At 65.6% G+C, this 24,349-nt stretch carries 26 protein-coding genes; 5 read left to right on the forward strand and 21 right to left on the reverse strand.

Annotated elements, in window-relative coordinates; translation table 11 throughout:
• The first annotated feature begins 22 nt into the window (after nucleotides 1-22).
• Both AB4Z42_RS13060 and AB4Z42_RS13065 read left to right on the forward strand, forming a co-directional pair.
• Nucleotides 23-784, forward strand: coding sequence for a pirin family protein (locus AB4Z42_RS13060; protein WP_442009613.1), 762 nt, complete (start codon nucleotides 23-25; stop codon nucleotides 782-784).
• Nucleotides 762-2,066, forward strand: coding sequence for a PQQ-dependent sugar dehydrogenase (locus tag AB4Z42_RS13065; protein ID WP_442009614.1), 1,305 nt, complete (start codon nucleotides 762-764; stop codon nucleotides 2,064-2,066). The genes AB4Z42_RS13060 and AB4Z42_RS13065 overlap by 23 nt, the downstream gene beginning before the upstream one ends.
• Here the strand turns inward: AB4Z42_RS13065 and AB4Z42_RS13070 are convergent.
• Nucleotides 2,063-2,341, reverse strand: coding sequence for a GlsB/YeaQ/YmgE family stress response membrane protein (locus AB4Z42_RS13070; protein WP_442009615.1), 279 nt, complete (start codon nucleotides 2,339-2,341; stop codon nucleotides 2,063-2,065). The two genes, AB4Z42_RS13065 and AB4Z42_RS13070, sit on opposite strands and share 4 nt — an antisense overlap.
• Nucleotides 2,338-2,787: an SRPBCC family protein gene (locus AB4Z42_RS13075; protein ID WP_442009616.1), complete on the reverse strand. Its 450-nt coding sequence runs from the start codon at nucleotides 2,785-2,787 to the stop codon at nucleotides 2,338-2,340. The genes AB4Z42_RS13070 and AB4Z42_RS13075 overlap by 4 nt, the downstream gene beginning before the upstream one ends.
• Nucleotides 2,788-3,014: 227 nt before the next feature.
• Here AB4Z42_RS13075 and AB4Z42_RS13080 point away from each other — a divergent pair, with 227 nt between their 5' ends.
• The gene (locus AB4Z42_RS13080) at nucleotides 3,015-4,043 is read left to right on the forward strand and encodes a phosphodiester glycosidase family protein (RefSeq protein ID WP_442010032.1); all 1,029 of its coding nucleotides are present in this window, start codon (nucleotides 3,015-3,017) and stop codon (nucleotides 4,041-4,043) included.
• Here the strand turns inward: AB4Z42_RS13080 and AB4Z42_RS13085 are convergent.
• From AB4Z42_RS13085 to fadD5, 17 genes are all read right to left on the reverse strand, one after another.
• Nucleotides 4,040-4,813 (reverse strand): fructosamine kinase family protein, encoded by a 774-nt coding sequence (locus tag AB4Z42_RS13085; RefSeq protein ID WP_442009617.1) that lies wholly within the window; start codon nucleotides 4,811-4,813, stop codon nucleotides 4,040-4,042. The two genes, AB4Z42_RS13080 and AB4Z42_RS13085, sit on opposite strands and share 4 nt — an antisense overlap.
• 1 nt (nucleotide 4,814) lies before the next feature.
• A complete protein-coding gene (locus AB4Z42_RS13090) occupies nucleotides 4,815-5,645 on the reverse strand; it encodes an SDR family oxidoreductase (RefSeq protein ID WP_442009618.1) in 831 nt (276 codons plus the stop codon).
• A gap of 39 nt (nucleotides 5,646-5,684) precedes the next feature.
• On the reverse strand, nucleotides 5,685-5,963 hold the full coding sequence (locus AB4Z42_RS13095) for a hypothetical protein (protein WP_442009619.1): 279 nt from the start codon (nucleotides 5,961-5,963) through the stop codon (nucleotides 5,685-5,687).
• A 76-nt stretch (nucleotides 5,964-6,039) separates the two neighbouring features.
• A complete protein-coding gene (locus AB4Z42_RS13100; protein ID WP_442009620.1) occupies nucleotides 6,040-6,750 on the reverse strand; it encodes a YoaK family protein in 711 nt (236 codons plus the stop codon).
• An 18-nt stretch (nucleotides 6,751-6,768) separates the two neighbouring features.
• Nucleotides 6,769-7,620: a mammalian cell entry protein gene (locus AB4Z42_RS13105; RefSeq protein ID WP_442009621.1), complete on the reverse strand. Its 852-nt coding sequence runs from the start codon at nucleotides 7,618-7,620 to the stop codon at nucleotides 6,769-6,771.
• Nucleotides 7,587-8,138, reverse strand: a complete 552-nt coding sequence (locus AB4Z42_RS13110) for a mammalian cell entry protein (protein WP_442009622.1) — start codon at nucleotides 8,136-8,138, stop codon at nucleotides 7,587-7,589. The genes AB4Z42_RS13105 and AB4Z42_RS13110 overlap by 34 nt, the downstream gene beginning before the upstream one ends.
• The gene (locus AB4Z42_RS13115; protein WP_442009623.1) at nucleotides 8,135-9,112 is read right to left on the reverse strand and encodes an RDD family protein; all 978 of its coding nucleotides are present in this window, start codon (nucleotides 9,110-9,112) and stop codon (nucleotides 8,135-8,137) included. The genes AB4Z42_RS13110 and AB4Z42_RS13115 overlap by 4 nt, the downstream gene beginning before the upstream one ends.
• Nucleotides 9,109-9,744 carry a hypothetical protein gene (locus AB4Z42_RS13120; protein WP_442009624.1) on the reverse strand — a complete coding sequence of 212 codons (636 nt, stop codon included), beginning with the start codon at nucleotides 9,742-9,744 and terminating at the stop codon, nucleotides 9,109-9,111. Before AB4Z42_RS13120 ends, AB4Z42_RS13115 begins: the two co-directional genes overlap by 4 nt.
• Nucleotides 9,714-11,279: an MCE family protein gene (locus AB4Z42_RS13125; protein WP_442009625.1), complete on the reverse strand. Its 1,566-nt coding sequence runs from the start codon at nucleotides 11,277-11,279 to the stop codon at nucleotides 9,714-9,716. Before AB4Z42_RS13125 ends, AB4Z42_RS13120 begins: the two co-directional genes overlap by 31 nt.
• Before the next feature lie 3 nt (nucleotides 11,280-11,282).
• Complete coding sequence (locus tag AB4Z42_RS13130; protein ID WP_442009626.1) at nucleotides 11,283-12,443, reverse strand: virulence factor Mce family protein; 1,161 nt, start codon at nucleotides 12,441-12,443, stop codon at nucleotides 11,283-11,285.
• Nucleotides 12,443-14,089, reverse strand: a complete 1,647-nt coding sequence (locus AB4Z42_RS13135; protein ID WP_442009627.1) for a virulence factor Mce family protein — start codon at nucleotides 14,087-14,089, stop codon at nucleotides 12,443-12,445. The genes AB4Z42_RS13130 and AB4Z42_RS13135 overlap by 1 nt, the downstream gene beginning before the upstream one ends.
• A gap of 12 nt (nucleotides 14,090-14,101) precedes the next feature.
• A complete protein-coding gene (locus tag AB4Z42_RS13140; RefSeq protein ID WP_442009628.1) occupies nucleotides 14,102-15,685 on the reverse strand; it encodes a virulence factor Mce family protein in 1,584 nt (527 codons plus the stop codon).
• Nucleotides 15,682-16,713, reverse strand: a complete 1,032-nt coding sequence (locus AB4Z42_RS13145) for a virulence factor Mce family protein (RefSeq protein ID WP_442009629.1) — start codon at nucleotides 16,711-16,713, stop codon at nucleotides 15,682-15,684. The genes AB4Z42_RS13140 and AB4Z42_RS13145 overlap by 4 nt, the downstream gene beginning before the upstream one ends.
• Complete coding sequence (locus AB4Z42_RS13150) at nucleotides 16,710-17,921, reverse strand: MCE family protein (RefSeq protein ID WP_442009630.1); 1,212 nt, start codon at nucleotides 17,919-17,921, stop codon at nucleotides 16,710-16,712. The genes AB4Z42_RS13145 and AB4Z42_RS13150 overlap by 4 nt, the downstream gene beginning before the upstream one ends.
• 4 nt (nucleotides 17,922-17,925) lie before the next feature.
• On the reverse strand, nucleotides 17,926-18,795 hold the full coding sequence (locus tag AB4Z42_RS13155; protein ID WP_442009631.1) for an MlaE family ABC transporter permease: 870 nt from the start codon (nucleotides 18,793-18,795) through the stop codon (nucleotides 17,926-17,928).
• A 1-nt stretch (nucleotide 18,796) separates the two neighbouring features.
• Nucleotides 18,797-19,594 carry an MlaE family ABC transporter permease gene (locus tag AB4Z42_RS13160; protein WP_442009632.1) on the reverse strand — a complete coding sequence of 266 codons (798 nt, stop codon included), beginning with the start codon at nucleotides 19,592-19,594 and terminating at the stop codon, nucleotides 18,797-18,799.
• A gap of 212 nt (nucleotides 19,595-19,806) precedes the next feature.
• On the reverse strand, nucleotides 19,807-21,450 hold the full coding sequence (fadD5, locus tag AB4Z42_RS13165) for a fatty-acid--CoA ligase FadD5 (RefSeq protein WP_442009633.1): 1,644 nt from the start codon (nucleotides 21,448-21,450) through the stop codon (nucleotides 19,807-19,809).
• Nucleotides 21,451-21,572: 122 nt separating this feature from the next.
• On the opposite strand from fadD5, the gene AB4Z42_RS13170 reads away from it, so the two are divergent.
• A complete protein-coding gene (locus AB4Z42_RS13170) occupies nucleotides 21,573-22,262 on the forward strand; it encodes a GntR family transcriptional regulator (protein WP_442009634.1) in 690 nt (229 codons plus the stop codon).
• Here AB4Z42_RS13170 and AB4Z42_RS13175 read toward each other — a convergent pair.
• Nucleotides 22,259-22,699 carry an SRPBCC family protein gene (locus tag AB4Z42_RS13175; RefSeq protein ID WP_442009635.1) on the reverse strand — a complete coding sequence of 147 codons (441 nt, stop codon included), beginning with the start codon at nucleotides 22,697-22,699 and terminating at the stop codon, nucleotides 22,259-22,261. The two genes, AB4Z42_RS13170 and AB4Z42_RS13175, sit on opposite strands and share 4 nt — an antisense overlap.
• Nucleotides 22,700-22,714: 15 nt before the next feature.
• On the reverse strand, nucleotides 22,715-23,161 hold the full coding sequence (locus AB4Z42_RS13180) for an acyl-CoA thioesterase (RefSeq protein ID WP_442009636.1): 447 nt from the start codon (nucleotides 23,159-23,161) through the stop codon (nucleotides 22,715-22,717).
• Between the two features lie 29 nt (nucleotides 23,162-23,190).
• Between AB4Z42_RS13180 and AB4Z42_RS13185 the strand changes: the two genes are divergently transcribed.
• The gene (locus AB4Z42_RS13185) at nucleotides 23,191-24,303 is read left to right on the forward strand and encodes an alcohol dehydrogenase catalytic domain-containing protein (RefSeq protein WP_442009637.1); all 1,113 of its coding nucleotides are present in this window, start codon (nucleotides 23,191-23,193) and stop codon (nucleotides 24,301-24,303) included.
• The last annotated feature ends 46 nt before the right edge of the window (nucleotides 24,304-24,349 follow it).

Consider the following 24,349-nt stretch of genomic DNA (forward strand, 5'->3'; position numbering starts at 1 on the left):
GCCCCGAGCGAGAGGATCGCGCATGACCGCCCCCGCAGTAGACATCCGGCGTGCCGACGGCCGCGCGAAGACGAAGATCGACTGGCTCGACTCCAAGCACTCGTTCTCGTTCGGCAGTCACTACGAACCCGAGAACACCCACCACGGACTGCTGCTGGTCAACAACGACGACATCGTGAATCCGGGTACCGGATTTGATACCCACCCGCACCGCGATATGGAGATCGTCACCTGGGTACTGCGCGGATCGCTCGTACACCAGGATTCGACAGGGCACTCCGGCGTGATCTATCCCGGCCTGGCTCAACGGATGTCGGCGGGACGCGGGATCCTGCATTCCGAGAAGAACGATTCCTGGACACTGACCGGCGAGCAATCTCATTCTGAGCCTGTGCATTTCGTGCAGATGTGGGTCGTGCCCGACGAATCCGGCATCGACCCCGGCTACCAACAACTCGAGATCGACGACGAGTTGCTGCGCGGCGGCTTGGTGACGATCGCCTCCGGGATGGCTGAACACCGCGACCAGGCCGCGATCACGATCCGCAACAAGTACGCGGCGCTGCACGGCGCCCGCATGCAGCCCGGCGAGAGCGTCGAACTACCCGCGGCGCCGTACGTGCACCTGTTCGTGCCGCGCGGTGACGTCACCCTCGAAGGGGCGGGCCCGTTGCACGAAGGTGACGCCGTGCGGTTCACCTCCTCGGGCGGCCAGCGCGTCACCGCAACGGAGAACTCCGAAATACTGGTCTGGGAGATGCATGCGGGTTTGTCTGCGGCATAGTCGAATTGGAATCTGCATAGCCGTCACGGCACTGCTTGCGGCGTGCTCGACGGCGCCGACGGCCCGACAGACCGCCGCCCCTTCGCCCCCGCCCGCTGCCACGACGACCGAGTCGGCAGCAGGTATGACACCTGTGACGGTTCAGGTCGATCCGAAATTGGCCCAGACACCGTTCGATGAGCCCCGCCAGGTTGTGGTGCCGACGGGATGGACGTTGTCGGTGTGGGCGCGCATGCCCAAGCCGAGACTGGCGGCGTGGACGCCGGACGGAGTTCTCCTGGTATCCGTCCCCAGAACAGGCGAAGTCGTCGGCCTGCGTCCGGGCGACAACGGTCCGACGTCGTCGGTGCTCCTCGACGGACTCACCCAACCACATGGGTTGGCCTTTGCGGGCACCACGTTGTACGTCGCGGAAAGCGACAAGATCGACGTCTACGACTACGCCGACGGTCGCGCGGTCAACGGGCGCGTCGTCGCAGGCGGACTGCCCGATGCGGACAGTCCGGAACTGCGCGGCAGCTATCACCACGCGCTCAAGAGCGTTGCCATCGGTCCCGACGGCGCCGTCTACTTCTCGATCGGATCGAGAGGAAATATCACCGCCGACGATCGCGCCGCCAATCCGCCGCGCGCCACCATCATGCGCGTGCCGCCCGGCGGCGGTCCCGCACAACCGTTCGCGACCGGAGTCCGCAACGGCACCGGTTTGGCGATCGCGCCCGACGGTTCGGTGTGGACGGCGGTCAACAACCGCGACAATGTCGTGGATCCGCAGACCGGGCAGGCCGATCCCGCGTACGTCGGCGAGCATCCGCCCGAATCGCTCGCTCGCCTGACGCCCGGACGCGAATTGGGCTGGCCCTACTGCAATCCCGATGGCGGCCCGGCGAACCTGCCGCTGATCCGCGATGTGGAGACCAACGCCGACGGCAGCCGCATGGACTGCGCGTTGCTGCCGCCCATCGAGCAGAGCTTCGGCTCGCACGCGGCACCGCTGGGTATGAGCTTCACCGAAGGCGTGCTGCCGCAGCCGTATGCCAGCGGAGCGCTCGTCGGCGTACACGGATCGTGGAACCGGGAACCGCCGCGCGAGCCCGAGGTGTCGTTCTTCGCTTGGCGCGACGGCGGATTGGGCGATCAGCAGACGTTCGTCGGCGGATTTCAGTCCGCCGACGGCTCGCGGTGGGGACGCCCGGTGGCCGCGGTGATGGGACCGGACGGCGCGGTCTACATCACCGACGACTACGCCGACGCGGTGTACCGCCTGGCACCGCCGCCTTAGCGCACGGGATTGTTCTTGCGGCCTGTGATGCCCACATAGATCGCGATCAACACGATCGCGATGATGATCCCGACGAGGAACGGAATGATCTCGAAGCCGCCGTTGGAGTTCGAGTATCCGAGCTCATACGTGAGCCACGTCCCCAGAAACGAACCGATGGCGCCGAGGACGATCGTCATGATCACACCGATGCTCTGCTTGCCGGGCATGATCAGCCGGGCGAGTGCACCGACGATCAATCCGACGACGAGCGCGCTGAGGATGGTCCCGATCATTTCTGCTCCTTTGCGGGTAGCCGGTTGAGCACCGACGTCAACTGTTGCTCGGTGTCATTGGCCAGCTTTTCGAAGGCCAACTTCAGTACAGGGTTGAAAAGCTTGAGCAGTCCGTGCATCTCGAGGTCGTTGCGATAGGTGATCACCGAGCCCGTGTTCGCGGCATCGATGACGATGTTCTCGACCGACGTCGACGACTTGTTCTTCCCGACGAACACGATGTTGCTGCCACTGAGGCTGTCGAGGGTGTACGTCAGTTCCGCGGTCACGCCGAAGATCTTCGAAACGTTGTGCCACGATGCGCCTTCAGCGATGGCACCGCTGTCGATACGGGTGCATTGCTGTGTGCCCGGGTCCCACTCGACGGCGTTGGCGAAATCCTTGAGGTAGTCGATCACCTGCTGTGGTGCCGGGCTGACGGAGAACGTTCGAGACACGGTTGGCATGGGTTGCGGATTACCCCGTTCTCGCCGAAGTAAGCGCATGCGATGCCTCACAGGTTGCCGGCGCCGTGCCCGCAAGGGCGAAACCCTACTGTGACGCACTTGTTATGAAAGTTGACAGTGTTGCTGGTGTGGCTAGTGTTGTTTTGGTCCATTCACCTCCGGGAGGCCCCACCTTGTCCATCGCAGTCACGTTTCTTCGGCGCTTCGCGGCATGGGCCGCGGCGCTGATGTTGTGTGCTGTGATGTCGACGACGGCCGGGGTTCCGACCGCGGAAGCAGCCAGCGGCCGCGATTTGCTCGCCGGCGCCATCGCCAACACCCGCGGGTCATACCTGGTGTACAACTTCGGCGGCGGGCACCCCGCGCCGATGCTCAACGCCGGCGGCAGCTGGTACGAGATGAGCAACGGCGGGCACCTGATGATCATCAAGTCGGCATCGCAGCGCCTCGCGCCGCGGCTGCTCGTCGACTCGCACAGCGGATATCAGTCCCGGTGTGAACGTGATCCGCGGGCCCGCACCGGCGAAGGACTCCTGCAGGCGTCCGAGGTCTTCTCACCGCTGCAGGCGTGGCAGGCGCTCGGCCAACCGACCATCGCGATCAACGCCAACTTCTTCGACATTCGTGGACAGAAGGGCGGCTCATGGAAGTCGACCGGCTGCAGTTCGCCATTGGGCGCCTATGTCGACAACACCCGTGGGCAGGGCCGTGCCAACGCCGCGGTGACCGGCACACTGGCGTATGCGGGCAAGCAGGGCCTCTCGGGCGGCAACGAAACCTGGAGTGCGTTGTCCACCATGATCATTCCCGTCGCAGGCGCACCGTATATGGTGCCGCCGAAGAGCCCGGATGACTACGACGCCGCGTCGCCCGTCGTCGCGGGCCTGCTCGACAAGGGGGTCCGATTCGTCGCGGTCGCAGGAATCGGATTGTTGTCGCCCGGTGACACCGGTCAGCTCAACGACGGTGGCCCGAGCGCTGCCCGCACCGCTCTCGCATATGCGAGGGGCAAGGACGAGATGTACGTCTTCCAGGGCGGCAGCTACACACCGGATCAGATTCAGGATCTGTTCCGCGGTCTCGGCAGCGATACCGCGCTGTTGCTCGACGGTGGCGGCTCATCGGCGATCGTGCTGCGCCGCGACACCGGGGGCATGTGGTCGGGTGCCGGTGTGCCGGACGGCAACTGCGACACCCGCCAGGTGTTGTGCGACTCGCGCGAGCGAGCACTGCCGGCCTGGCTCGCGTTCAACTAGCGAACGGCGTCAAGAGTGCTACGCGCGGCTGCGGCCGTCTGATCCGCGTAACCGCCGCCGAACAACACGACATGGGCGAGAAGGGGATACAGCTGGTGCAGGCCCACCCGGTCGCGCCAGCCGTCCCGTAACCTCCGCCGGGACTGGTATCCGTCGACGACGGCATCGAAGTGCGGGCAGCCGAACAATGCCAGCATCGCGAGGTCGGTCTCGCGGTGGCCGCCGTGTGCGGCGGGGTCGATCAGCACGACCCCGTCCGGCGTCCACATCACATTGCCGCACCACAGGTCGCCGTGCAGCCGTGCCGGCGGGTCCCCGTCGTCGAAGTGCCCGGTCTCGCAGCGCGCTATCACGGCATCGACGGCGTCGCGGGCGTCGGCGCTGAGGCGGCCGGCGGCGCGCGCCGCCATCGGCACCAACCGCTCACGGGCGTAGAACATCCCCCAGGTGTCATATCCGTTCAGCGACATCGGAAGTGGGTGGTGCAGCGGGCCGAAGAAGCCCGCACCGCTCCAGCCATCCGGCGGGGCACCGAACGCGTCCGCGCCCGCGTCGTGGGTACCGGCCAGGCGAGTGCCGAATTCGTGCGCCGCGGTGCGTTCGGGCCGGACGGTATCGAGCCGCCCCAATATCAGTCGGGTGTCGTCGTAGTCGATGACCTCGACACACGGCACTCCCCCATCGGCAGCCGAAAGCCATTGCAGCCCCGCCGCTTCGCACGCGAAGAAGCCTGCGGGCGCGCCGGGATTGCGTTTGACGAAGGTCGGCATCCTACGGTTGGCCAGCCACCTTCCGCAGCGCGATATCGCGCAGCTTCGTCGGCATGACGGCCATCAACGCGACCTGCGCCTTAGGGCCCAAGCCGACGATGTAGCGGGCCCGCGGCCGCCGGGCGGTGAGCGCGTCTTCGACGACGGCGGCCACCTTCTCGGTGGGAACGGCGATCCGCTGTGACATCGGGATCATCTTCTTGAAGCCTGCGATGTGTTTGGCATAGAGGCCGCGGTGCTCCGCGGACAGTCCCGCCTCCAACTCCGCCACCATGTCGTCCGCAGTGCGCCACATATCGGTGTCGGTCTGTGCGGGCTCGACAACGACCACGCGAATCTTCCAGGGGGACAGCTCCATCCGGAGTGCATCGGCGGCAGCCTCCAGTGCAAACTTGCTCGCCGCGTACGCACCGACCAGCGGCATCGACAATCGCCCGTTGACGCTGGAGATGAACACGATGCGCCCGCGGGACTTGCGGAGCCGCGGCAGTACCGCCTGTGTGACGGCGAGCGCCCCGATCACGTTGATTTCCAGCTGCTTTCGCCACTCGTCGGGGCTCAGCGTTTCCATCGCGCCGCCGACGGCGATGCCTGCGTTGTTCACGATCGCGTCCAGCTGCTGCGGTAGCGATTCCTCCAGCGCGGAAATGTCGTCGGCCGACGTGACATCGAGGATCACCGAGGACACCCGCTGCGGATCGAGCTTGGTTACCGCGTCGGCATCCTGCTGGCTGCGGACCCCGGCGATGACATCCCAGCCGCGCGCAGCCAGGCGTTCGACGATACCTTTGCCGATTCCACGTGACGCGCCGGTGACAAGAACAGTTGGCATACGCCGAGACTAGTCACTTCGGGTTCGGATTCCGCACTCTCAGCAGAGGTCCCACTCGGCGGCGCTGACGATCTCGAGCGCCACATTGACCCCGACGGTCAGATCATTGCTCACCATCGTGGTCCTGTCGGGTGCAAGCGCGCCGGCCTGTTCAGCGGTGCACACCCTATTGCCCTCGCTGACGAGCTGCTGCGGTGTCAGAAAGGCGTACTTGTCCTGCAGCTTGTTCAGGTATTCGACTTCGTCCGCTGCGGCCGACGGCGCAGCCAGAATCGCAGCGCCGACGAAAGCTGAGATCACCCCGAGTATTCGAACCACCGAAACCACCTCCCGCAAACAAACTATTCCTCAGGCCACCCCATGCAAACACCCATTTTTCGGGTACTTGAAAAGGCTAGGAAATTTGTCCTTCCGGCACGGGCGGATCCGCTTCCTGCGGTGCGCCGAACCAGAAGATGGCCGCGCTGCTCGCCACCACGGCGGCCGCAAGTGCGATCACGGGCGCGACGGCGAACCGGGTCAGCGTCGCTCCGACGGCGGCACCGGAGAAGATCGCGAATATGACCCAGTAGCGCAGCTTCTGGCGCTCACCGGTGCCCCCTGCCAGGCGGCTGTCGAACCCGATGCTGGAGATCGTCGTCGTCAGCACGGTGGTGGACAGTTCCTGGATGCCGAACTGCCGTGCCGTGGAGTTTTGGATCCCGAATGTGACGGCCAGCCCCGCGATCAGGAACAGCTTCGTGTGGTCGCGGTAGTCGAGGATGCCGGTACCCGCGAGAATCGATAGCCCGACGAGCATCACGACCTCGAGTGCCAGCGTCAGGACGAGCCAGCGGCGAACCTCGTAGTCGAAGCGCCGGGCCAGCCGGCCGCCGAGTATCGCGCCCATCACGAAGCAGGAGACCGAAACCACCGCGGCAATCACGTCCACGACGGTGTGCGGGGCCAGCCAGAAGCCGAGGAAGACGACGTTGCCGGTCATATTCGCGACGAACACATGGCCGAGTTCCAGCACGCTGACCGCATCGACGATGCCGGTCGCGAAGGTCAGTAGCAGCAACGCGACGTGGGTCAAGCGGTCGGAAACCGGTGATTCGACGGCCACGGTCTGCGGTGGTCCGTCCTACAGCTGCGGTGTGAGATCGAAGGACGTCACGGTGGACATCTTGGTGATCAACCATTTCGAATGATCGCGCTTCATCGTCAGCCGATACGACAGATAGCGCAGGGACGGGATGTTCTTGGTGACCGGGCTGGTGGCCACCGAGTTGGTGTACACGAGCGCGGTGGCTTCGTCGGCGGACAGCGATTCGACCGCCGCGCCCATCACCTCCGTGGTGTTGGTGACCTGAGCCTGCTTGTTGGGCGCGACGATCGCGTCGATGTACTTGCGGTACTCGTTGGCGAAGTCGCCACCGAGGAAGACCTCGGCGCGGTCCGGCAGCGCTTCCATGTTGTCGGGCGTGTAGGTCCACAGCGTGGAGATCGCGCTGGCCGCCGTGCGGGCGACATCGAGCTTCGTGGCGACGGCAGCGCGTTCGGCCAGATAGGGCTGCAGCGCTGCTCCCGCGAATGCGGCGGCCGCGACCACGAGGGCTGACGCCACCGTGGCAGCGATCAGCAGGCGCTTCCCCGCGGGGCGATGCGGAACCAGGATCACGTCTTCGGCGGGTTCGGGGTCCCCCGGCTCGGATTCGGATTCGTCAACCTCGGAGTCGACAGGCTCATCAGCCTCGTCGGCGACCGCCGAAGGCGCCTTGGCTGTGCGCCGCGACTTGCCGACAGGTGTGCGCGATACGGGCTCGGCCTCTTGGACCGACTGCTCGGGAGATTCGGAAACCGTCTCTGGCTCAGAGGTTTTCGCCCGGCGCCGCAGCGAGAATCGGCGCCGGCGTGGCTGGTCCGACGACCCGACTTCCGTCGGCGGGTCAGCTTCGGTGGTCAGATCACTTGAATCAGCTGGCTGATCTTCCACTGCTGTCCTTCCTTGATCGCCGTTGCAACCCAACGGTTTCCGCTCTCGATCGTCGACTTCCGGTCGGGCGACTTGGAGCTGATCTTCGTCGCGACCAGGACGTCGGCGCTACCGTTGTCGTTCCACCGCTGCACACCGGCGGCTACCACCGTGCCCGTCGTGGGCTCGGCCTGCGCGACCTGGATCAGGATCTCGTTCTGTTTCTCCTTGAACATCTTCGCGAAATCACCGGTGCCCTGGGCGAGGACCCGGTCGGTATAGGCGTTGGCGTTGAACGGATCCAACGTGGTGTATGTCGTCATGAACGCCTGCACGTAGTCCAGCACCTGGGCGTCTTCGGTCCGGTTTCGGACGTCGGTCCTGTGGCTGACCATCATCAGTGTGCCCGCTGTCAGGACGGCGGCGATCAACACCGACGCCACAGCGGCGACGACACCGAGGCCCCAACGCCGTGGCGGTTGCGGTGTGACCTCGAAGAAGTCGGGCTCGTCGGCCTCGATCTTGCGGCGTGGGCTCATTGTCCACCGGCATTCATCTGCGGCTTCTTCAGCACGATGAGGTTGGCGACCTTCCACTGATCGCCGGACTTCTCGAATTCCACCCGCAGGGTCGCGGTGATGAACTTGAGGTCATTCGGATCGGTGCCACGTTGGCCCTGCATCGCGATCAACATCGACGCCTGGTTCGCCGTCGACGACAGCACCGCGCTGCTCACCGCCCAGTACTCGTTGGACGTCGCACCGGCCTGCTGCACGATCTGCTGCTGCGCGATCAGCTGATCACGATAGCCGTCGGTCGTAAGCGACTGCGCGTGCGAAAAGTCTTGCTGCAGTGACTCTTTGCTGTAACTGAGCATCTGCTCGACGATTCGTGGTCCCTGCTCGGCGATCTGCTGACGGGCGACGTCCACGGCCCGCTCCGGCCGGTACACCATCAGATAACTCAGCCCGACGGCGAGCGCGGACAACACCGTCGCCGCGATCAGCACCAGTGCCGCGGGCCTGCGCATATCGCGCTGCGGGCGCTCGACCTCGTGCACCTCGGTGCGCAGAAGCAGGTCGGCGAACGTGCGGTGGCGGCGGTCCCACAGTGGCCACAGCCAGCCGATGAACAGCGCCGCGGTGTCCAGCAGGTGCGCCACGTCGCGGCCCACCAGGCGCAGCACCCCCGGCGAGGCGCCGTCACGCGTGCGCACCCCGATGCCGACGAGTGCGCGGCCCACGCTCCAGCCGGTGATCGTCGGCATCAGCAGCCGGTTGACCGCCATCGCCACGATCACAGCCGCGCCGACACCGACGAAGACCCACCACAGCCACCCGCGCCAGGGTGCGCTCCACGCCGACACTGCCATCGTCGCGATCACCGCAACGCCGAGCAGAACGTCGATCGCGAACGCGCCGGCCCTTGCCGGCCATGTCGCCAGCGGAGGTCCGGGCGCCGCGTCGGTGTCGGGCTCGTACACGGTGTCCAGTACTAGCGAAGATGAGGTCACGACGTGACCTGGTCGAGCTTCGCGATCTTGTAGGTGCCCTCGTCGGGCGCCATCTGCAGTCGCAGCCGGTAGCCCTGCTGCTGGTCGGCGGCCTCGGAGTTGGTCACTTTCACCTGCACGGCGACCAGGACTTCGAACGATCCGTCGTCGTTGTGCCGTTCGACCGCGGCACGCATGTCGGAAACCTGCACCGTCACGTTGGCGGCCTGATAGGCGTCGACCAGGACGCCGCTGTACAGGCTGGCCTGAGCGCCGAAGTCACCCGTCGAGCATTCGATGATCTTCGACTGCGCGGCGGTCATGGCCGTGACGTCGGGCGCGTGCGTCGCGGCCACGCAATCCCGTGCCGCCTGCAGCGCCGCGGATTCCTCCCGGGCAATGTTCTCGCTCTGCCGGTTCGACTTCAGCAGGAGATACCCTGCCACTCCGCCGCCAACAGCGAGCACCAGCAGTCCGGCGCAGATCGCCGCGACCAACCCACGTCCCAGCCGCGGCGGGCGGCGATCCTCGGTCGGCTCGACCGGGTCTTCCTGGGTCTGTGGGTCCGGTGTTTCAGATACTGCTAACGACTCTTCGGGCGCCTGATCAGCATCGGTGGGGTTCAGCTGGCGGGTGCCAGCATCTCCTTCCATCCGTCGTCTCCTGGGTTACTCGAATTGCTGACGTTGTACCTGACGCCGTCAGGTCCCACTACCTGACCGCTCGAGGGACTGTAAACGGCCGTTGAGCCGGGAGGCCCTGGTGCCGGAGTGTAGATGCAGGGGTTGGGTTGTTGTCCACTGCAGCTGACCGTGCCCTGGCCAGGGGGGCTCAACGGGTCACTGATCGGTGCCGTGGACCGTGGCGGAGGCAGCTGGTCGGCGGGCGCAGGGTTCACGCCGTTGTTGACCGTCGGGGCCGGGATGACACCGCGTCCCGGGTTGACGCCCTGATCGCAGCGCGCACCCGGCGCCGGGCAGGACAGGATCTGGTTCGGGTCGCCGTACCAGGGATTCGTGCCGAGCGGGACGTACGGTTCGTTGCTTCGGCATTCCATCGGCGTGGCCGCACGCTTGCCCGGCACGTCGACGCACGGATAGTTGCGCGCGCCGCGAACCGCGTTGGCCTGATAGTCCTTGGGGATCTTGCAGTAGGTGTTCTTGGGCAGCGGTGCCATGCTCGTGTCCGCCGGAGAGCGCCATTCGGATGCGGGTAGGAACCCGGTGAGGCACGGCGGGGGCTGGTTGATCGAGAGCGCCAGCGGCAGCTGGCCGAGATCCTCGAAGAGTGTTCCCGCCTGGGCGACCGCCGCGCCCTGCGGCAGGATCACCAGCGTCTGCTCCAGACCCTTGTTGTAGCGCTTGAGCATGTCGATGACGATCGACAGGTTGGCCAGTGTCTGGGGCAGCGAATCGCGCACACCACTGAAGACATTGTTCACCTGGTCGAGCGTCGGGGCGGCCTGCTCCAGACCGCTGCGCAAGGCGGCATCCTGCTCGGCCGACTGCGACGCGATGATGTCCAGGTTTCGCGACCACTGCTCGATGTTGTCTCCGGACTGAGCCTGGCTGTCCAGGATCGGCGCCGAGTTGGCGATGATGTCGTTGACTTGCGGCAGATTGTCCTTGAAGCCCTGCGCAATATTGGTGGTCGAGTCGACGAGGCGTTGCAGCGCCGGCCCCAAACCGCCTACGGCGTTTGAGGTTTCGGTGAGCAACGCGTCGATCTTCTCCTTGGGCAGCACCGCGAGACCGTTGTTGGCCGCGTCCAGTGCAGGACCGACCTCACTGGGCACGGTGCTCTCGGTGATGGTGCTGCCGGGGGCGAGGAACTGGCCGGGATTACCTTCCGACACCAAATCCAGGTACTGCTCACCGATGGCCGACACCGAATGCACGTTCGCCGAGGCGTCCGCCGGGATCTTGTACCGGTTGTCGATGCTCATCGTCGCGCGTGCGCCATTCTCGGTGGGCACCACACTGGTGACCTTGCCGATCTGGCTGCCGCGGTACGTCACGTTGGCCGTGGCGTACAGACCACCGGAACGGGGCAGTTCGGCGTGAAGTTCGTACTGCCCGATGCCGACCAGGCTCGGTATCCGCAGGTAGTACCAGCCCAACACCGTGATGGCGATGATCGTCAGGACAGTGAACAGCACCAACTGAATCTTGATGAACCTTGTCAGCACTGCTCACTCACCCCTTTCAACCAGCGGTCCGCCCGGAGCATTGTGCGGGTTCGGCGTGAACCGAACATCCGGGATCATCGTCGCCGGGTCGCGGCCCCACGACTGTTCGAGCGCGCGCAGCATGCCCGAGACACCTGTGCCCGACAGAATGCTGTTGTCGAGGCCCGACAGCGTCAGGTCGACCATCAACGATGCGTTGAGGTAGTCACCGCGAACGACCTTGGGCACGTTCTCGATCGAGAACGGCGCCGTCAGCATCAGCTTGAGCGCCCCGATGACGTACGGCGATGCCCGCCCCAGCTGCTTTAATGGCCGCTGCAGGTTGGCCAGGTTGGTGTGCAGGTTGTCGCTCGCAGGCGACAACGCGTTGTCGGCGGCCACGCTCACCCGGCCCAGCGCCTCCACCGCATCGGCGAACAGATCCCGCGTGTCGGCGAAATGCTTGATCAGCGGCGGGAATTCGGTCAGCACCTGATCCAGGGTGTCGTTGCGCTGAGCCACGATCGACAGCAGCCGGTTCGTCGAATCGATGGCGCGCGTGATGTCCTGGGTCTGCTGGTCCAGCTCGTAGGTGAAGGTGTCGAGTTTGTTCAAGAACTCACGGATCTGGTCGGCCCGGCCGTTGAGCACGTTGAAGATCTCGGTCTGGATCGTCTCGAGGTTCGACACACCGCCACCGCGCAGGATGGTGGCGATGCTCGCCAGTACCCGTTCGGTGCTCGGGAACGCCGAGCTGTTCTTCAACGGAATCGTGTCGCCGGACTTCAACGGGGTACCCGACGGATCCGGCGGCGGCTCCAGCTCGACGTGCTGGCTGCCCAGCAGGCTGGTCTGGCCGATCCTGGCGAGCGCGTTGGACGGCAGCCCGAGGTTGGGCGTCACATCCAGGGTCAGCGTCGCCACCCAGTTCTTCAACTCGATCGACCGAACGCGACCGACGAAGACGTCGGCCACCCGGACGCGGCTGTTGACGTTGAGCGCCAACGTATCCGGCATCTGGACGTACACCGTCATGCTGTCCGAGCCGGTCCCTGGACCGCCGGGCAGCTCGACATTGGCGATGCCGCGCCACGGCCACACTCCGCACGAGCTCAGCGTCAGCGCGACTGCCACCAGCGCGACGGTGCGTAGCGCGATTCGACTCCATCTGCGACTGGTCATCATCAGCCTGCCTCAGCGGGTAGCGGCGGTCCGACCGGCGCCGGCGGTGCGGCGGGGGCGGGTCCTGGTCCGGGCCCCGGGACGGGCAGCGGACCGGTGAGTGCCGCGCTACCTGGATCGCCGGGGATCACACCGGGCGCAGGACCCGGCGGCGGACCGGGCTGCGGATACCAGGGCGGAGGCAGCGGGGTGTTCTCGGTGTAGGCGTTCGGCGGGCCTGCCTGATGCGGACCACCGAAGGTCGGCGGCGCGGGCGGGATGGGGGCGTCGGGTCCGCCCATCAACTCGGCAAGCGACTCGGGCATCAGCATGTTTTTGGTGAACGGCTGCACGTCGACACCCTGCATACCGGGTGCCGTCACCCAGCCGGGCTCGTGGTTGCCGTGGGAGAACAAGGTGTCGCGCGACCAGATACCCGGCACGGTCGTGTCCTTGTATCCCGCGGGCGGCTGCAGCCTCGGCTCCGAGTAGGCGATGTCCTTGGGCAACGTCATCGCCGAGCTGAACTGGTTGAGCCCGAACGGCGGGAAGTTGAACTTGATCGCGTCCAGGATCGGGGCGAGGTACTGCGCGCACATCTCGGCCGACTCCTGATAGCCCAGCCGGCTGCCTGCCTGGATCGAGCTGCAGATGAACTGGATCGGGTTGGCGAAGTTGTTGATCACCGGGATGCCCATCACACCACCGGTGGTCGGCGAGACGATGTTCATCAGGTTGGCGCCCAGCGTGGGGAACACGTGCAGCGCGGTCTCGAGCCCGTTCTTCGACTCTGGCTGCAGGATCGCGTTGGTGGTGTCGGCCAGGTTGTTGATGTCGTGGGTCAGCACCTCGGCGTTCTCGTCGAGGAACCCGCGGGTGGTCGTCAGCAGGGTGTTGAGGTCCTGCAGCGCGTTGGCGACCTCGCGGTCGGTGTTGGTGAACGCATTGGTGAACGTCGCGAGATCGTCGTTCAGCGCGACGAACTGCTGATCGCTCTTATAGAGCGCGTTGACGAACAGCGCCAGACTCTTGACCACGCCGAAAAAGTCGCCACGGCCCTCGTTGAGCGTGAACAGCGCCTCGGACAAGCCGTTCAGCGTCCGGTTGAGCTCTTCACCCTTGCCCGCGAACCCGTCAGCCGCCGACTCGATGATGTCGCCGAACGGCCCCTTGGGCTGCTCCGGCGTCGGGCCAAGGTCCGTCAGGATGCGGTTGATCGAGTCGCGCAGCTCGTCGTACTCCACCGGGATCTGCGTGCGGTCTATCGGGATGACCGCGTCGTCCTCCATGACCGGTCCGCCCGTGTACGGCGGTGACAACTGAATGGTGCGCGATGCGACCAGGCTGGGGTTCAGGATCGACGCGGTGGCGTTGGCGGGCACCTTGAACTTGTTGTCGTAGTTGAAGGTGACCTTCATCTTGTCGCCTGCGGGATCGATCGATTCGATGGTGCCGACCTTGACGCCCATGATCTGGATCTTGTCGCCGGGATACAGCGCAAGCGTCTCAGGGAAGTAGGCGACGACGGTGTTCGTGGTCAGCTTCTTGTACAGGTTCCACCCGACGATGGCGGCGACCAGCGCGAGAATCACGACGAGCGTGCCGATGATCACCGTCGCGCGAGATACCTTCGGCAGCTGCAGTTTTCGAACATTGAAGATCGTTGTCATCAGTTACACCCCCTACTGTCCCTGCGATAGTGGCGGCAGGAACGGCGGGTTCCCTGGCAATGGCGGAGTTCCGGCAGGTCCCGCATCCGGACCGGGACCGGCCGGTGGCGGCGGCCCGTTCATGGCCGGCGGCAGCGGGGCGATACCCGGTGTGAAGTCCGGCGGCAGCGGAGGCATCGGACCAACGGGAACTGTGCGGGCACCGGGCGGGGCCGGCGGAAGCGGCGCCGGGGCGCCGGGCATATCCGGCGGCAGCTGGCCCGGGATCGCCGCCGATGGCACACCAGGCGACGGTTGCGGCCCGTGCGCGTTCGGATCGGAGGTCACCACGTCGGGCGGTCCGTAGTTGGCGCCGTACGGGTTGTTGCCGAACGGACCGACGGACAGGCCGGCACACGGCAGCGGGTTGGCTGCGGTCGGTATGCCGTCCGGTGCCGGCGTGTAGGAACACGGCGTTCCCGCTCGCACCGCGGGTCCGGGATGCTCGGGCGTGCCTTCCAGCACGGCAGGCCCCGGCGCCGGAGCGCCGTTGGGGAACCGGGCCCCGTTCGGATCCGGGAATCGCCAAGCGGGCAAACCGGCGTCGCCCCAGAACTTCTCGGGGTCGATCCCGCGCTTCTTGAACGCGGCGTCGACGAACGGTTGCAGGATCTGGCCGGGCAGCAGGTTGACCAGCATGACCTTGAAGTAGGGACCGGAGGCGACCGCTTCACCGAGCGACGCCACGAAGCTGGCGACCGTGGTGAGGGTGTCCATCAGGTCGAATCGACGCTCGGTCAGGACGTCGCTGACCACGCGCAACTGCTCGAGCACCCGGTTCAGGTTCGGGTTGTCGTCGATGAATCCCTTGACCTGTTCGGAGAAGGAGCCGACGCGTTCGAGAAGCATGCTGACCGCGTACTGACGTTCGTTGATGGCGCCGAGCAGCTGCTGCGCGTTGACGAGCAGCTTGTTGATCTGCTCGCTGCGGTTGCCGAGGATGCCCGCGATCTGATTGGCATTGGCCAGCAGTTGCTTGATCTGGTCGTCGCGCTTGCCGATGGTGTCGGAGAATCGGGCCACGCCGTCGAGTGCGGCACTGAGGTGCGGATAGGTCTGGTCGATGGTTTCCGAAAGGACGTTCAGCGACTTCTTCACAGTCTGGGTGTCCCAGCCCGACGACGCCTCGGTCACATCGAAGAACGCGTCGTAGATCTGGTACGGCGTCGTGGTCTGGCCCAGCGGTATTGTGCCGTTGGCCTTCAAAGCCGTTGTGCCGCGAGGCTCGATCTCGATATTGCGGCGGCCGAGAATGGTGTCGGTGCGGATTGCCGCGCGGCTCTCGGTCCCGATCTGCGTGCCGTCGAGCGAATAGCCGATGACGACCTTGTCCCCGTTGATCTCCGCGCTGCGCACCACGCCGACATCGACGCCGGCGATGCGAACCTTGTCGCCGTTGTTGAGGCCGCCGGTGTCGGAGAACTCCGCGTAGTACGTGGGTGTGGCGAAAAGCATCGGCACACTGGCGAAGCTCTGTCCGACGCCGATGACGAGGATGAGCACGAGAATGCCCATCATGCCGTTACGGACGCGGTTCGATCCCTCCAGAGTTCTCATTGGGGCGTGCACCTACCCGACTGCTGGCTGAAGAGTTTGACCGTGCGAATCGGACCGCCGGGTTGCAGACCGTTCATCCGGATCGAGATGTCGCAGGAGTAGAAGTTGAAGAAGTCACCGTAGATACCGCCCGCGCGCCCGATGATCTTGAATGCCGTCGGAAGCCTGGTGAGGATGTCGTTGAGTTTGTCGCGCTGGTCGACCAGCGGCTGCTGAAGGGTCTCGAGATGGCCGACCGTGCTCTGCAGCAACGGGCGGTTGTCGGCCAGCAGATCCGCGATGGTGCCCGCGGCGTCGCTGATATCGGCCACCGACGAGGCGATCGGATCGCGCCGGTCGTTCAGCCCGGTGATCAGGGTCTGGAAGTTCTGCACCGTCTCGTCGAACTGCTGCTGGTGCTTGACCGTCGTATCGAGCACCGTGTTGAGGTTCTTGATCACCTCTCCGATCGCCTGATCGCGGTCGGCGAGCGCCGAGGTCAGCGATGCGGTCTGGTCGAGGATGTCGTTGATGGTGCCGCCCTGGCCCTGGAAGATCGTGATGATCGACTGGGCGATGGTGTTGACCTTGTCCGGATCAAGGGACCGGAACACCGGACGGAATCCGCCGATCAATGCGTCGAGGTCCAGCGCGGGTTCGGTGCGTTCGATCGGGATGGTGCCGCCACCGGGCAACCGGGTGTTGCTCTCGCCCCGCTTGAGCTCCATGTACCGGTCGCCGATCAGGTTCAGGTAGCGGATCGAGGCGGTCGTGCCGTCGAACAGCGGCAGTGAGCGGTCCACTTCGAAGTCGATTCTGACCAACGATCCGTTGTTGATGAGCTCGACCTTGGAGACTTTGCCGACCTCCACACCGGACGCACGGACGAACTGTCCAGCACGGAGCCCGCTGGCGTTGGAGAACACCGCCGAGTAGCCGGTGGTGCGGTCGAAACGCATCTGACCGAACACCACGATGATGATCGCGGTGAACAGCAACAGCACCAAGGAGAAGGCGCCGAGCTTGATGGCTGTACCGGTGATTTTCATGGGTTGATCGTGTTCTCCCCGATCTGGCGGCCCCAGACGTACTCGATCAGGATCGGCTGGCCCAACTCGAAGTGGTTGTACGGCGCGATCGACGCACCGGTGTCCATCACGAGGTACGGGGCCGGCCACAGGTCACGCGTGATGGGCTGCCAGCAGCCGGGCTTGCCTTCTGGGCCGCCGCGGGCGTTCACGCGTGGCAGGTTGTCCGGGTAGACGTACGGGTTGCCCGCGCCCATCAGTTCCGACAGCGTCCGCAGCGAGTAGCCGTTGCCGCCGAGCGATGCCGCCACCTTGGGCTCGGCATCATGGAAGTTGCGGATCGTGCAGAACAACGCCGGGCTGTACTCGTCGAGGATCTCCGATGGGCGGATGAGATCCTCCGCGCCGCGGACCAGGTACGGACCACCGCGTTCAAAGACGTCTGCTCCGGTGTTGCCGAAGCCGACCGCGGCCATCAGCGCCTGGTCGATGTTGCCCTGCTGCTGATTGAGGGTGCGCGCGGTGGTCACCGCGTTCTGCAGACCGTCGAACAGATTGGGTGCCGCATCGGCGTACACGTCGCCGAGGTCGGCCAGCAGCTGGTTGTCCTTGCGGATCTGGGGCATCTGCGGATTGAGGTCGCCGAGAATCTCGTTGCCGTTGGTGATCGACTGGCCGAAGCGGTCACCCAGGCCGTCCAGCGCCTCGGCCGTGGCCGCCAGCGTCTGGTTCAGCTTGATCGGATCGACCTGCGACGACAGCGACACCACGGTTTCGAACAGGGTGTTGAACTCGGTGGTCACCTTGGTCACGTCGATCACGTCGGACGTCGTGATCCGCTGCGGTGAAGGATCTTTCGGCGACGTGAAGGAGATGTACTTGTTGCCGAACACCGTGGTGGCGCTGATGTCGGCGGTCACGTTCTTCGGAATCAACTTGATGTACTTGGGATCCACGTCGAGGACGATCTTGGCCTGCGGCTCGCCTCCGACGTCCACGGCGTTGACGGTTGCCACGCGGCCGATCTCGACCCCGTTGAAGGTGACCTTCGCGCCCGGATCCATCGACAGACCCGCCCGCGCGGACATCATCGTCAGCTGTTCGCGCTTGAGGAAGTCGCCACGGAACTGGAAGTACACCAGCACCACGGCGACGATCACCAACAGCGTCAGCACCAGGCCGGCCAGCTTGTACGGCGGGGTGCGAGGCGAGTTGATCGGTGCTGTCATGGCGCTAAACCGTCAGGTTGAAGTTCGGGTCGACGCCGTAGAGCGCCAACGATGCGAACAGGACCACGCAGACGATCGCGACGAGGGATGCGCGCATCGACCGGCCGACCGCCTCACCGACGCCCACCGGCCCGCCGCTGGCGAAGTAGCCGTAATAGCAGTGGTTGAGCATCACGATCACGGAGATGATGATCGCCTGCACGAACGACCACATGACGTCGTCGGCGCGCAGGAACGTGCGGAAGTAGTGCTCGTAGGTGCCACTCGACTGCCCGTAGAAGATCGTCGTGGTGACCTGCGCGGACAGGAAGCTCATGATGATCGCCATCGCGTACAGCGGGATGATGACGATGAAGCCGGCCATGATCCGGGTCGACACCAGGTAGGAGATGGACTTGATGCCCATCACCTCCAGCGCGTCGATCTCCTCGCTGATCCGCATGGCGCCCAGTTCGGCGGTGGCGCCCGCACCGACCGTGGCGGCCAGCGCCTGGCCCGCGACCACGGGTGCGGCGATACGCACGTTGATCAGCGCGGCGAAGAACCCGGTGAACGCCTCGACGCCGATGTTCCCCAGCGACGCGAAGCCCTGGATGGCGACCAGCGATGAACCCGACAGCGTGACGAAGCCGACGATCGCCACCGTGCCGCCGATGACCGCCATCGCGCCGGTGCCCATGCCGATCTCGGCGATCAGCCGCAGGGTCTCCTTGCGGTAGTAGCGCAGCGCGTGGCCGATCGAACCGACCGCGGTGACGACGAACCACGCGACATGTCCGACGCTGTCCAGGAATTTCGCGGGAGCGGTGACGACACCCGCTCCGCGGGAGAACCCCCGCGGGAACCGAGAACGCAGGACCTGGGTTGTCGACACGTCAGCTCCCTGTTCCGAAACGGACACCGATCGTGGTCAGCACCACGTTGACAGCGAACAGGGCGATGACGCACAGCACGAGCGTCTCGTTGACCGCCGTGCCGACGCCCTTCGCACCGCCCGCGACTGTCAGGCCGCGGTAGCAGCCGACGAGACCGGCGATGAGGCCGAAGGTCATGGCCTTCACGACCGAGATCAGCACCTCGGGCAGTCCCGTGACGAGAGTGAGGGTGGAGACGTAGGCGCCCGCGGAGACGTTCTGCAGGTAGACACCGAAGATGAAGCCGCCGACGAGGCCGATCGTGATGACGGCGCCGTTCAGCAGAAGAGCGACGAACGTCGAGGCGATCACGCGCGGGACGACCAGCCGGTGGATCGGATCGATGCCGAGCACCTCGAGCGCGTCGATCTCCTCGCGGATGGTGCGGGCACCGAGATCGGCGCAGATGGCCGTCGAACCGGCGCCTGCCACCACGAGCACGGTGACCAGCGGACCGAGCTGGGTGACGGCGGCCAGCGCCGCACCCGCACCGGAGATATCGGCCGCGCCGAACTCCGTGAGCAGGATGTTCAGCGTGAAGATGAGGAGCACGGTCAGCGGGATCGACACCGCGACGGTCGGCAGGAACGCCACCCGCATCAGGAACCAGCTCTGCAGGATGAACTCGCGCCACTGGAACGGCGACTTGAAAGTTGCCTTGGCCGTCAGCACGCACATGCGGACGAATCCACCGACCGCGGTCAGACCCGGCCGTACTTGGTCGCGGACGTAACCGACGACGTCGGTCGACGCCGTCATCGACGCCCTCCCACGACGTAACCGCGGCCATGGCCGTACACCGGCGTCCCCTGTCGCACGCGGCCTCCTTGCCCCAACCCGGTGACTGTGACCAGCGTCTCCCTACTCGTCAGTAGTAAGACAGACCACAGGACTGTACCCGATGCCATCCCCGCGGTGGACCGCATCGGAAAATTTGAGCCCTTAACCGTTAGCAAACTCGTCCCAATTCCTTAAACCTCTTGTGCGCCAGCTGAAACCGTTGTCGGAGTGGCGCTTTCGCCTACGTCAATCCGCTTCCCCGCGCCGAAACGCACACGCAGTTCCGTTTTGAGCACTTTGCCAGCAGGGTTGCGGGGAAGCGCGTCGACGATCTCCATAGCCTTCGGATGCTTGTACCTCGCGAGGCGATCGGACAGGAATTTCTCGAGATCTGCGAGCCCGAGTTCGGTGTCGGAGCCCAGGGCGATGACGGCGACGGGCACTTCGCCCCATTTGGCGTGCGCGCGGCCGATCACCGCCACCTCGGCGATCGCGGGATGCCCGGCGAGGACGTTCTCGACCTCGGCGCAGTAGATGTTCTCGCCGCCGGAGATGATCATGTCCTTCTTGCGGTCGACGACCCAGATGTAGCCCTCGGCGTCCTGGCGCACCAGGTCACCGGAGTGGAACCAGCCGCCTGCGAAGGCCTCGGCGGTCGCCGTGGGGTTGTTCCAGTAGCCGGCCATCAGGGTGGGTGCCCGATAGACGATTTCGCCGACCTGGCCGATCTCGACATCGTTCATGTTCTCGTCAACGACGCGCGCGGAGACCGTCGGAATGACCTTGCCGACCGAGCCCAGTTTTCGGATCGCGTCCTCGCCGAGCAGCATGCACGTCACCGGGGACATCTCCGTCTGGCCGAAGGCGGCGAGGATCTGCGTTCCAGGGAATGTATCGGACATGCTGCGCAGCAACGTATCTGAGGCCGGTGCCGCACCCCACGACAGCACCCGGAGTTTGAGGTTTCGCGGACGTGCGCTCTGCTCGGCGACGACCGCCTGCCACTGCGCGGGCACCAGGAAGATGCCCGTGACCGCCTCGGCCTCCAGGACGTCGAGCAGTGCACCGGGGTCGAACGCACCCAATGGATAGAGCACCGTCGGCCTGCCGAGCAGCAGACCGATGATCATGTTGCCGATGCCCGCGATATGGAACAGCGGCACACCGACGAAGCCGACGTCGTTGGTGAGGTCGGCGCCGTTGGTGAACAGGAACGTCATCGCCTGCCCGGCGAGGTTCGTGTGGGTGAGCACCGCGCCCTTGGGTCTGCCGGTGGTCCCCGACGTGTACATGATCAGCGCGGCGGAGTCGTTGGGGATGTCGACGACATCGGCCGGGGTGCCCTCTTCGGCCATCAGGTCGTCGTAGCCGATGACGCCATCTTCGGTGGCGCCACCGGCGACCACCACAGTCGTCAGCGCGGAGTCGATGTCGCGGACCGCGGTCGCCACACTGGCGAGCACCGCTTCGGTGATCACGACCTTGGCCTGACAGTCGCTGACCAGGAACGCGATCTCCGGCGGGGTCATCCGGAAGTTCACCGGCACCGCAATGGCTCCGAGCTTGTTGATCGCGAGGAACGACTCGATGAACTCCGCGCGGTTCAGCATCAGGATCAGCACGCGGTCGCCGTACTCGACTCCGCGCCGCCGCAGCGCCCCTGCCAGGGTGGCGACGCGGTTGTCGAGCTCGCGCCAGGTCGTGGTGTGGCCGAGGAAGCGCAGCGCGGTGGCATCGGGCTGCATCAGGGAGTGCCGCGCAAGCTGGCTCGTCCAGTTCTGCCGGCGCGCGAGATACGGCTGTTCGGTCGGGTCCGGACCAGAAGGAGAAGTCAACAGTGAGTGCCCTCCCCTGGCTTGCGCAGCTTTTACATTTGATCAAACATGGTGTTGCCCCGGTCACAGTATGGCCTCGGCCGCTCAGGTACAACCCCACGCCAGACGGACCGGAGAGCCCAGTGAACGCACCCCCGAAGCCCCGAAGCCGGCCCCGTCGCGTGCGGCGCGAGCAGCTTTCCGACGAGGTCGCCGCCCGGCTGCGCACAGACATCATGACCGGAACCCTGCGGCCGGGCACCTTCATCCGGTTGGACGAGACAGCCGCGCAGCTCGGGGTCAGCATCACACCTGTCCGCGAGGCGCTGCGCACCCTGCGCGGCGAGGGCATGGTGGCGCTCGAACCGCACCGCGGTCATGTGGTTGTGCCACTGAGCCGAGGTGACGTCGAGGACATCTTCTGGCTGCAGGAGACGATCGCCAAGGAGCTGGCTGCGACGGCGGCCGAGCGGATCACCGAGTCGGAGATCGACGAACTGGAGCAACTCAACGACGGGCTGGCTGCGGCCATCGACCGCCACGAAATCGAGGAGATCGCGTCGGCGGAGTTCGCATTCCACCGGGCGTTCAACAGGTCCACCGGCCGCATCAAGCTGGCGTGGTTCCTCTTACACGTCGCGCGCTACCTGCCCGGGCAGATCTATGCGGGCGATCCGCACTGGGGGGTTTCCGCATTGGCGGGGCACCGCGAGATGATCACGGCGCTTCGCCGGGGCGATGTGGATACGGTGGTCAGGCTGACCGGTGGCGAATTCACCGATGGCGCACGGCGACTCATCGCCCGGCTCGACGAGACGAGGTTGTGGGGCTAAGCGCCGGACAGTTCCTCGGCGCGGGTCTTCAAATTGCCTGCCAGGTAGTCGAGGGTGTCTCCGATCGCCTTCTTCACCATCTGGCTCGGGATCGGCAGTTTGGTCTCGACATCGAGGTCGACCGTCAGCAGTGAGGTCGGCCCCATCGCGACCACCGAGAACTTCTGTTCCTGCTTCTCGAAGAACTCACCCTGTTGCAGCACCGTCTGGATCTGGTTCTCGGCGGGGTAGTAGACCGCGGTGATGAACGTGCCCGACTGCCCCTGGACGACGACGTCGAGACGCAACTGGCTGGGACGGCCGTCGTCGTAGCGCGCCAGCACCCAGCACCCCTTGATCTCCTCGTTCCACAACGGGTACGACTCGAAGTCCGCGACGATGCCCATGATCTGTTCGGCGGAGGCGGCGACCTCGACAGTCGTGCTCACAAACGGCATCGGACGAGCATATGACTAGTCGACGCGCGCCTTTTCGAGCAGGGAGCGAATCACCTCGGGGATCGGCACGGGCCGGCGGGCCGCTCTGTCGACGTACACGTGCACCCAGTGGCCGACGGCCGCTGTGGGTTTGGTGGCCTCGCCGTCCTGCCAGACCCCCAGCCGGTACGTCACGCTGCTGTTGCCCAACCGGGCGACCCCCAGCCCGACGGAAAGTGGTGCGGGGAAACGCAGTTCGGAGAAATACCGGCACCCAGACTCGGCGACGACGCCCAGCCAGGGCACCGTCAGCGGGTCGATCCCCGAGGTGGTGTTGATCCAGCCGTTGATCGCCGTGTCGAACATCTCGTAGTAGACCGCGTTGTTGAGGTGACCGAACATGTCGTTGTCGGTCCATCGGGTCGTCACCGGCCAGTGCACGGGAAAGTCGGCACTGGTGAGCGATTGCTCGCTACTGGTCATGGCAGCAGTCTCGCAGGCACGCTGTAGTCATGAGGATCCGCGGCGCCGTACTCGAACAGATCGGTCTAGCGAGGCCGTACGCGGAATCGAGACCGATCGCGGTGCACGACCTCGACCTCGCCCCGCCCGGCCCCGGTGAACTCCTCGTCCGCATCGAGGCCGCCGGGATGTGTCATTCGGACCTGTCGGTCGTCGACGGCAATCGGGTCCGGCCGGTGCCGATGCTGCTCGGACACGAGGCGGCCGGCATCGTCGAGGAGGCCGGGCCGGGCGTGACCGATGCACCCGTCGGCCAGCGCCTGGTGATGACGTTTCTGCCGCGGTGCGGCAAATGCGACGCATGCGCGACCAACGGACTCACGCCGTGCGTGCCCGGCAGCGCGGCCAACGCAGCGGGCACCCTGATGGCCGGTGACCGCAGGCTCTCCCGTGACGGTCAGCCGGTCCACCACCACCTCGGGGTCTCGGGTTTCGCCACCCACGCCGTCGTCGACCGTCGTTCTGTCGTGCCGGTGCCCGCCGACGTGCCTGCCGAAGTCGCCTCGCTACTCGGGTGCGCCGTGCTGACCGGCGGCGGCGCGGTGATCAACGCGGGCCGCCCGCGTGCAGGCGAAACCGTGATCGTCGTGGGGCTCGGCGGAGTCGGCATGGCGGCGGTGCTCACCGCCCTTTCCCATGACGACGTCCGTGTCATCGGCGTCGACCAACTGCCCGCCAAGCTCGACCTGGCTCGGTCCATGGGCGCGCACGCCGCGTACACCCCCGACGAGGCGCGCGACGCCGGACTCAAGGCCGCAGTCGTGATCGAGGCGGTCGGCCATCCACGGGCGGTGGAGACGGCCGTCGACCTCACCGCCGCGGGCGGACGGACCGTCTGCGTCGGGCTGCCCCGGCCCGACGCACGAATCAATTTGTCGCCCTTGGGCTTTGTGGCCGAAGGCCGTTCGCTGATCGGCAGTTACCTCGGCTCGGCCGTGCCGTCGCGCGAGATCCCGCACTTCGTCGGGCTGTGGCGGGCCGGCCGGCTGCCGGTCGAGTCGCTGGTGTCATCGACGATCGCGCTCGACGACATCAACGCGGGCATGGACCAGCTCGCCGACGGCGCAGCGGTGCGGCAGATCATCAGCTTCGACCAGCCCTAGTCGATTCTTTCGACAACTTGTATGATGAGTTGACTACTCATCATAT

It is taken from the genome of Mycobacterium sp. 2YAF39 (genome assembly GCF_052114565.1).
Classification (GTDB): domain Bacteria; phylum Actinomycetota; class Actinomycetes; order Mycobacteriales; family Mycobacteriaceae; genus Mycobacterium.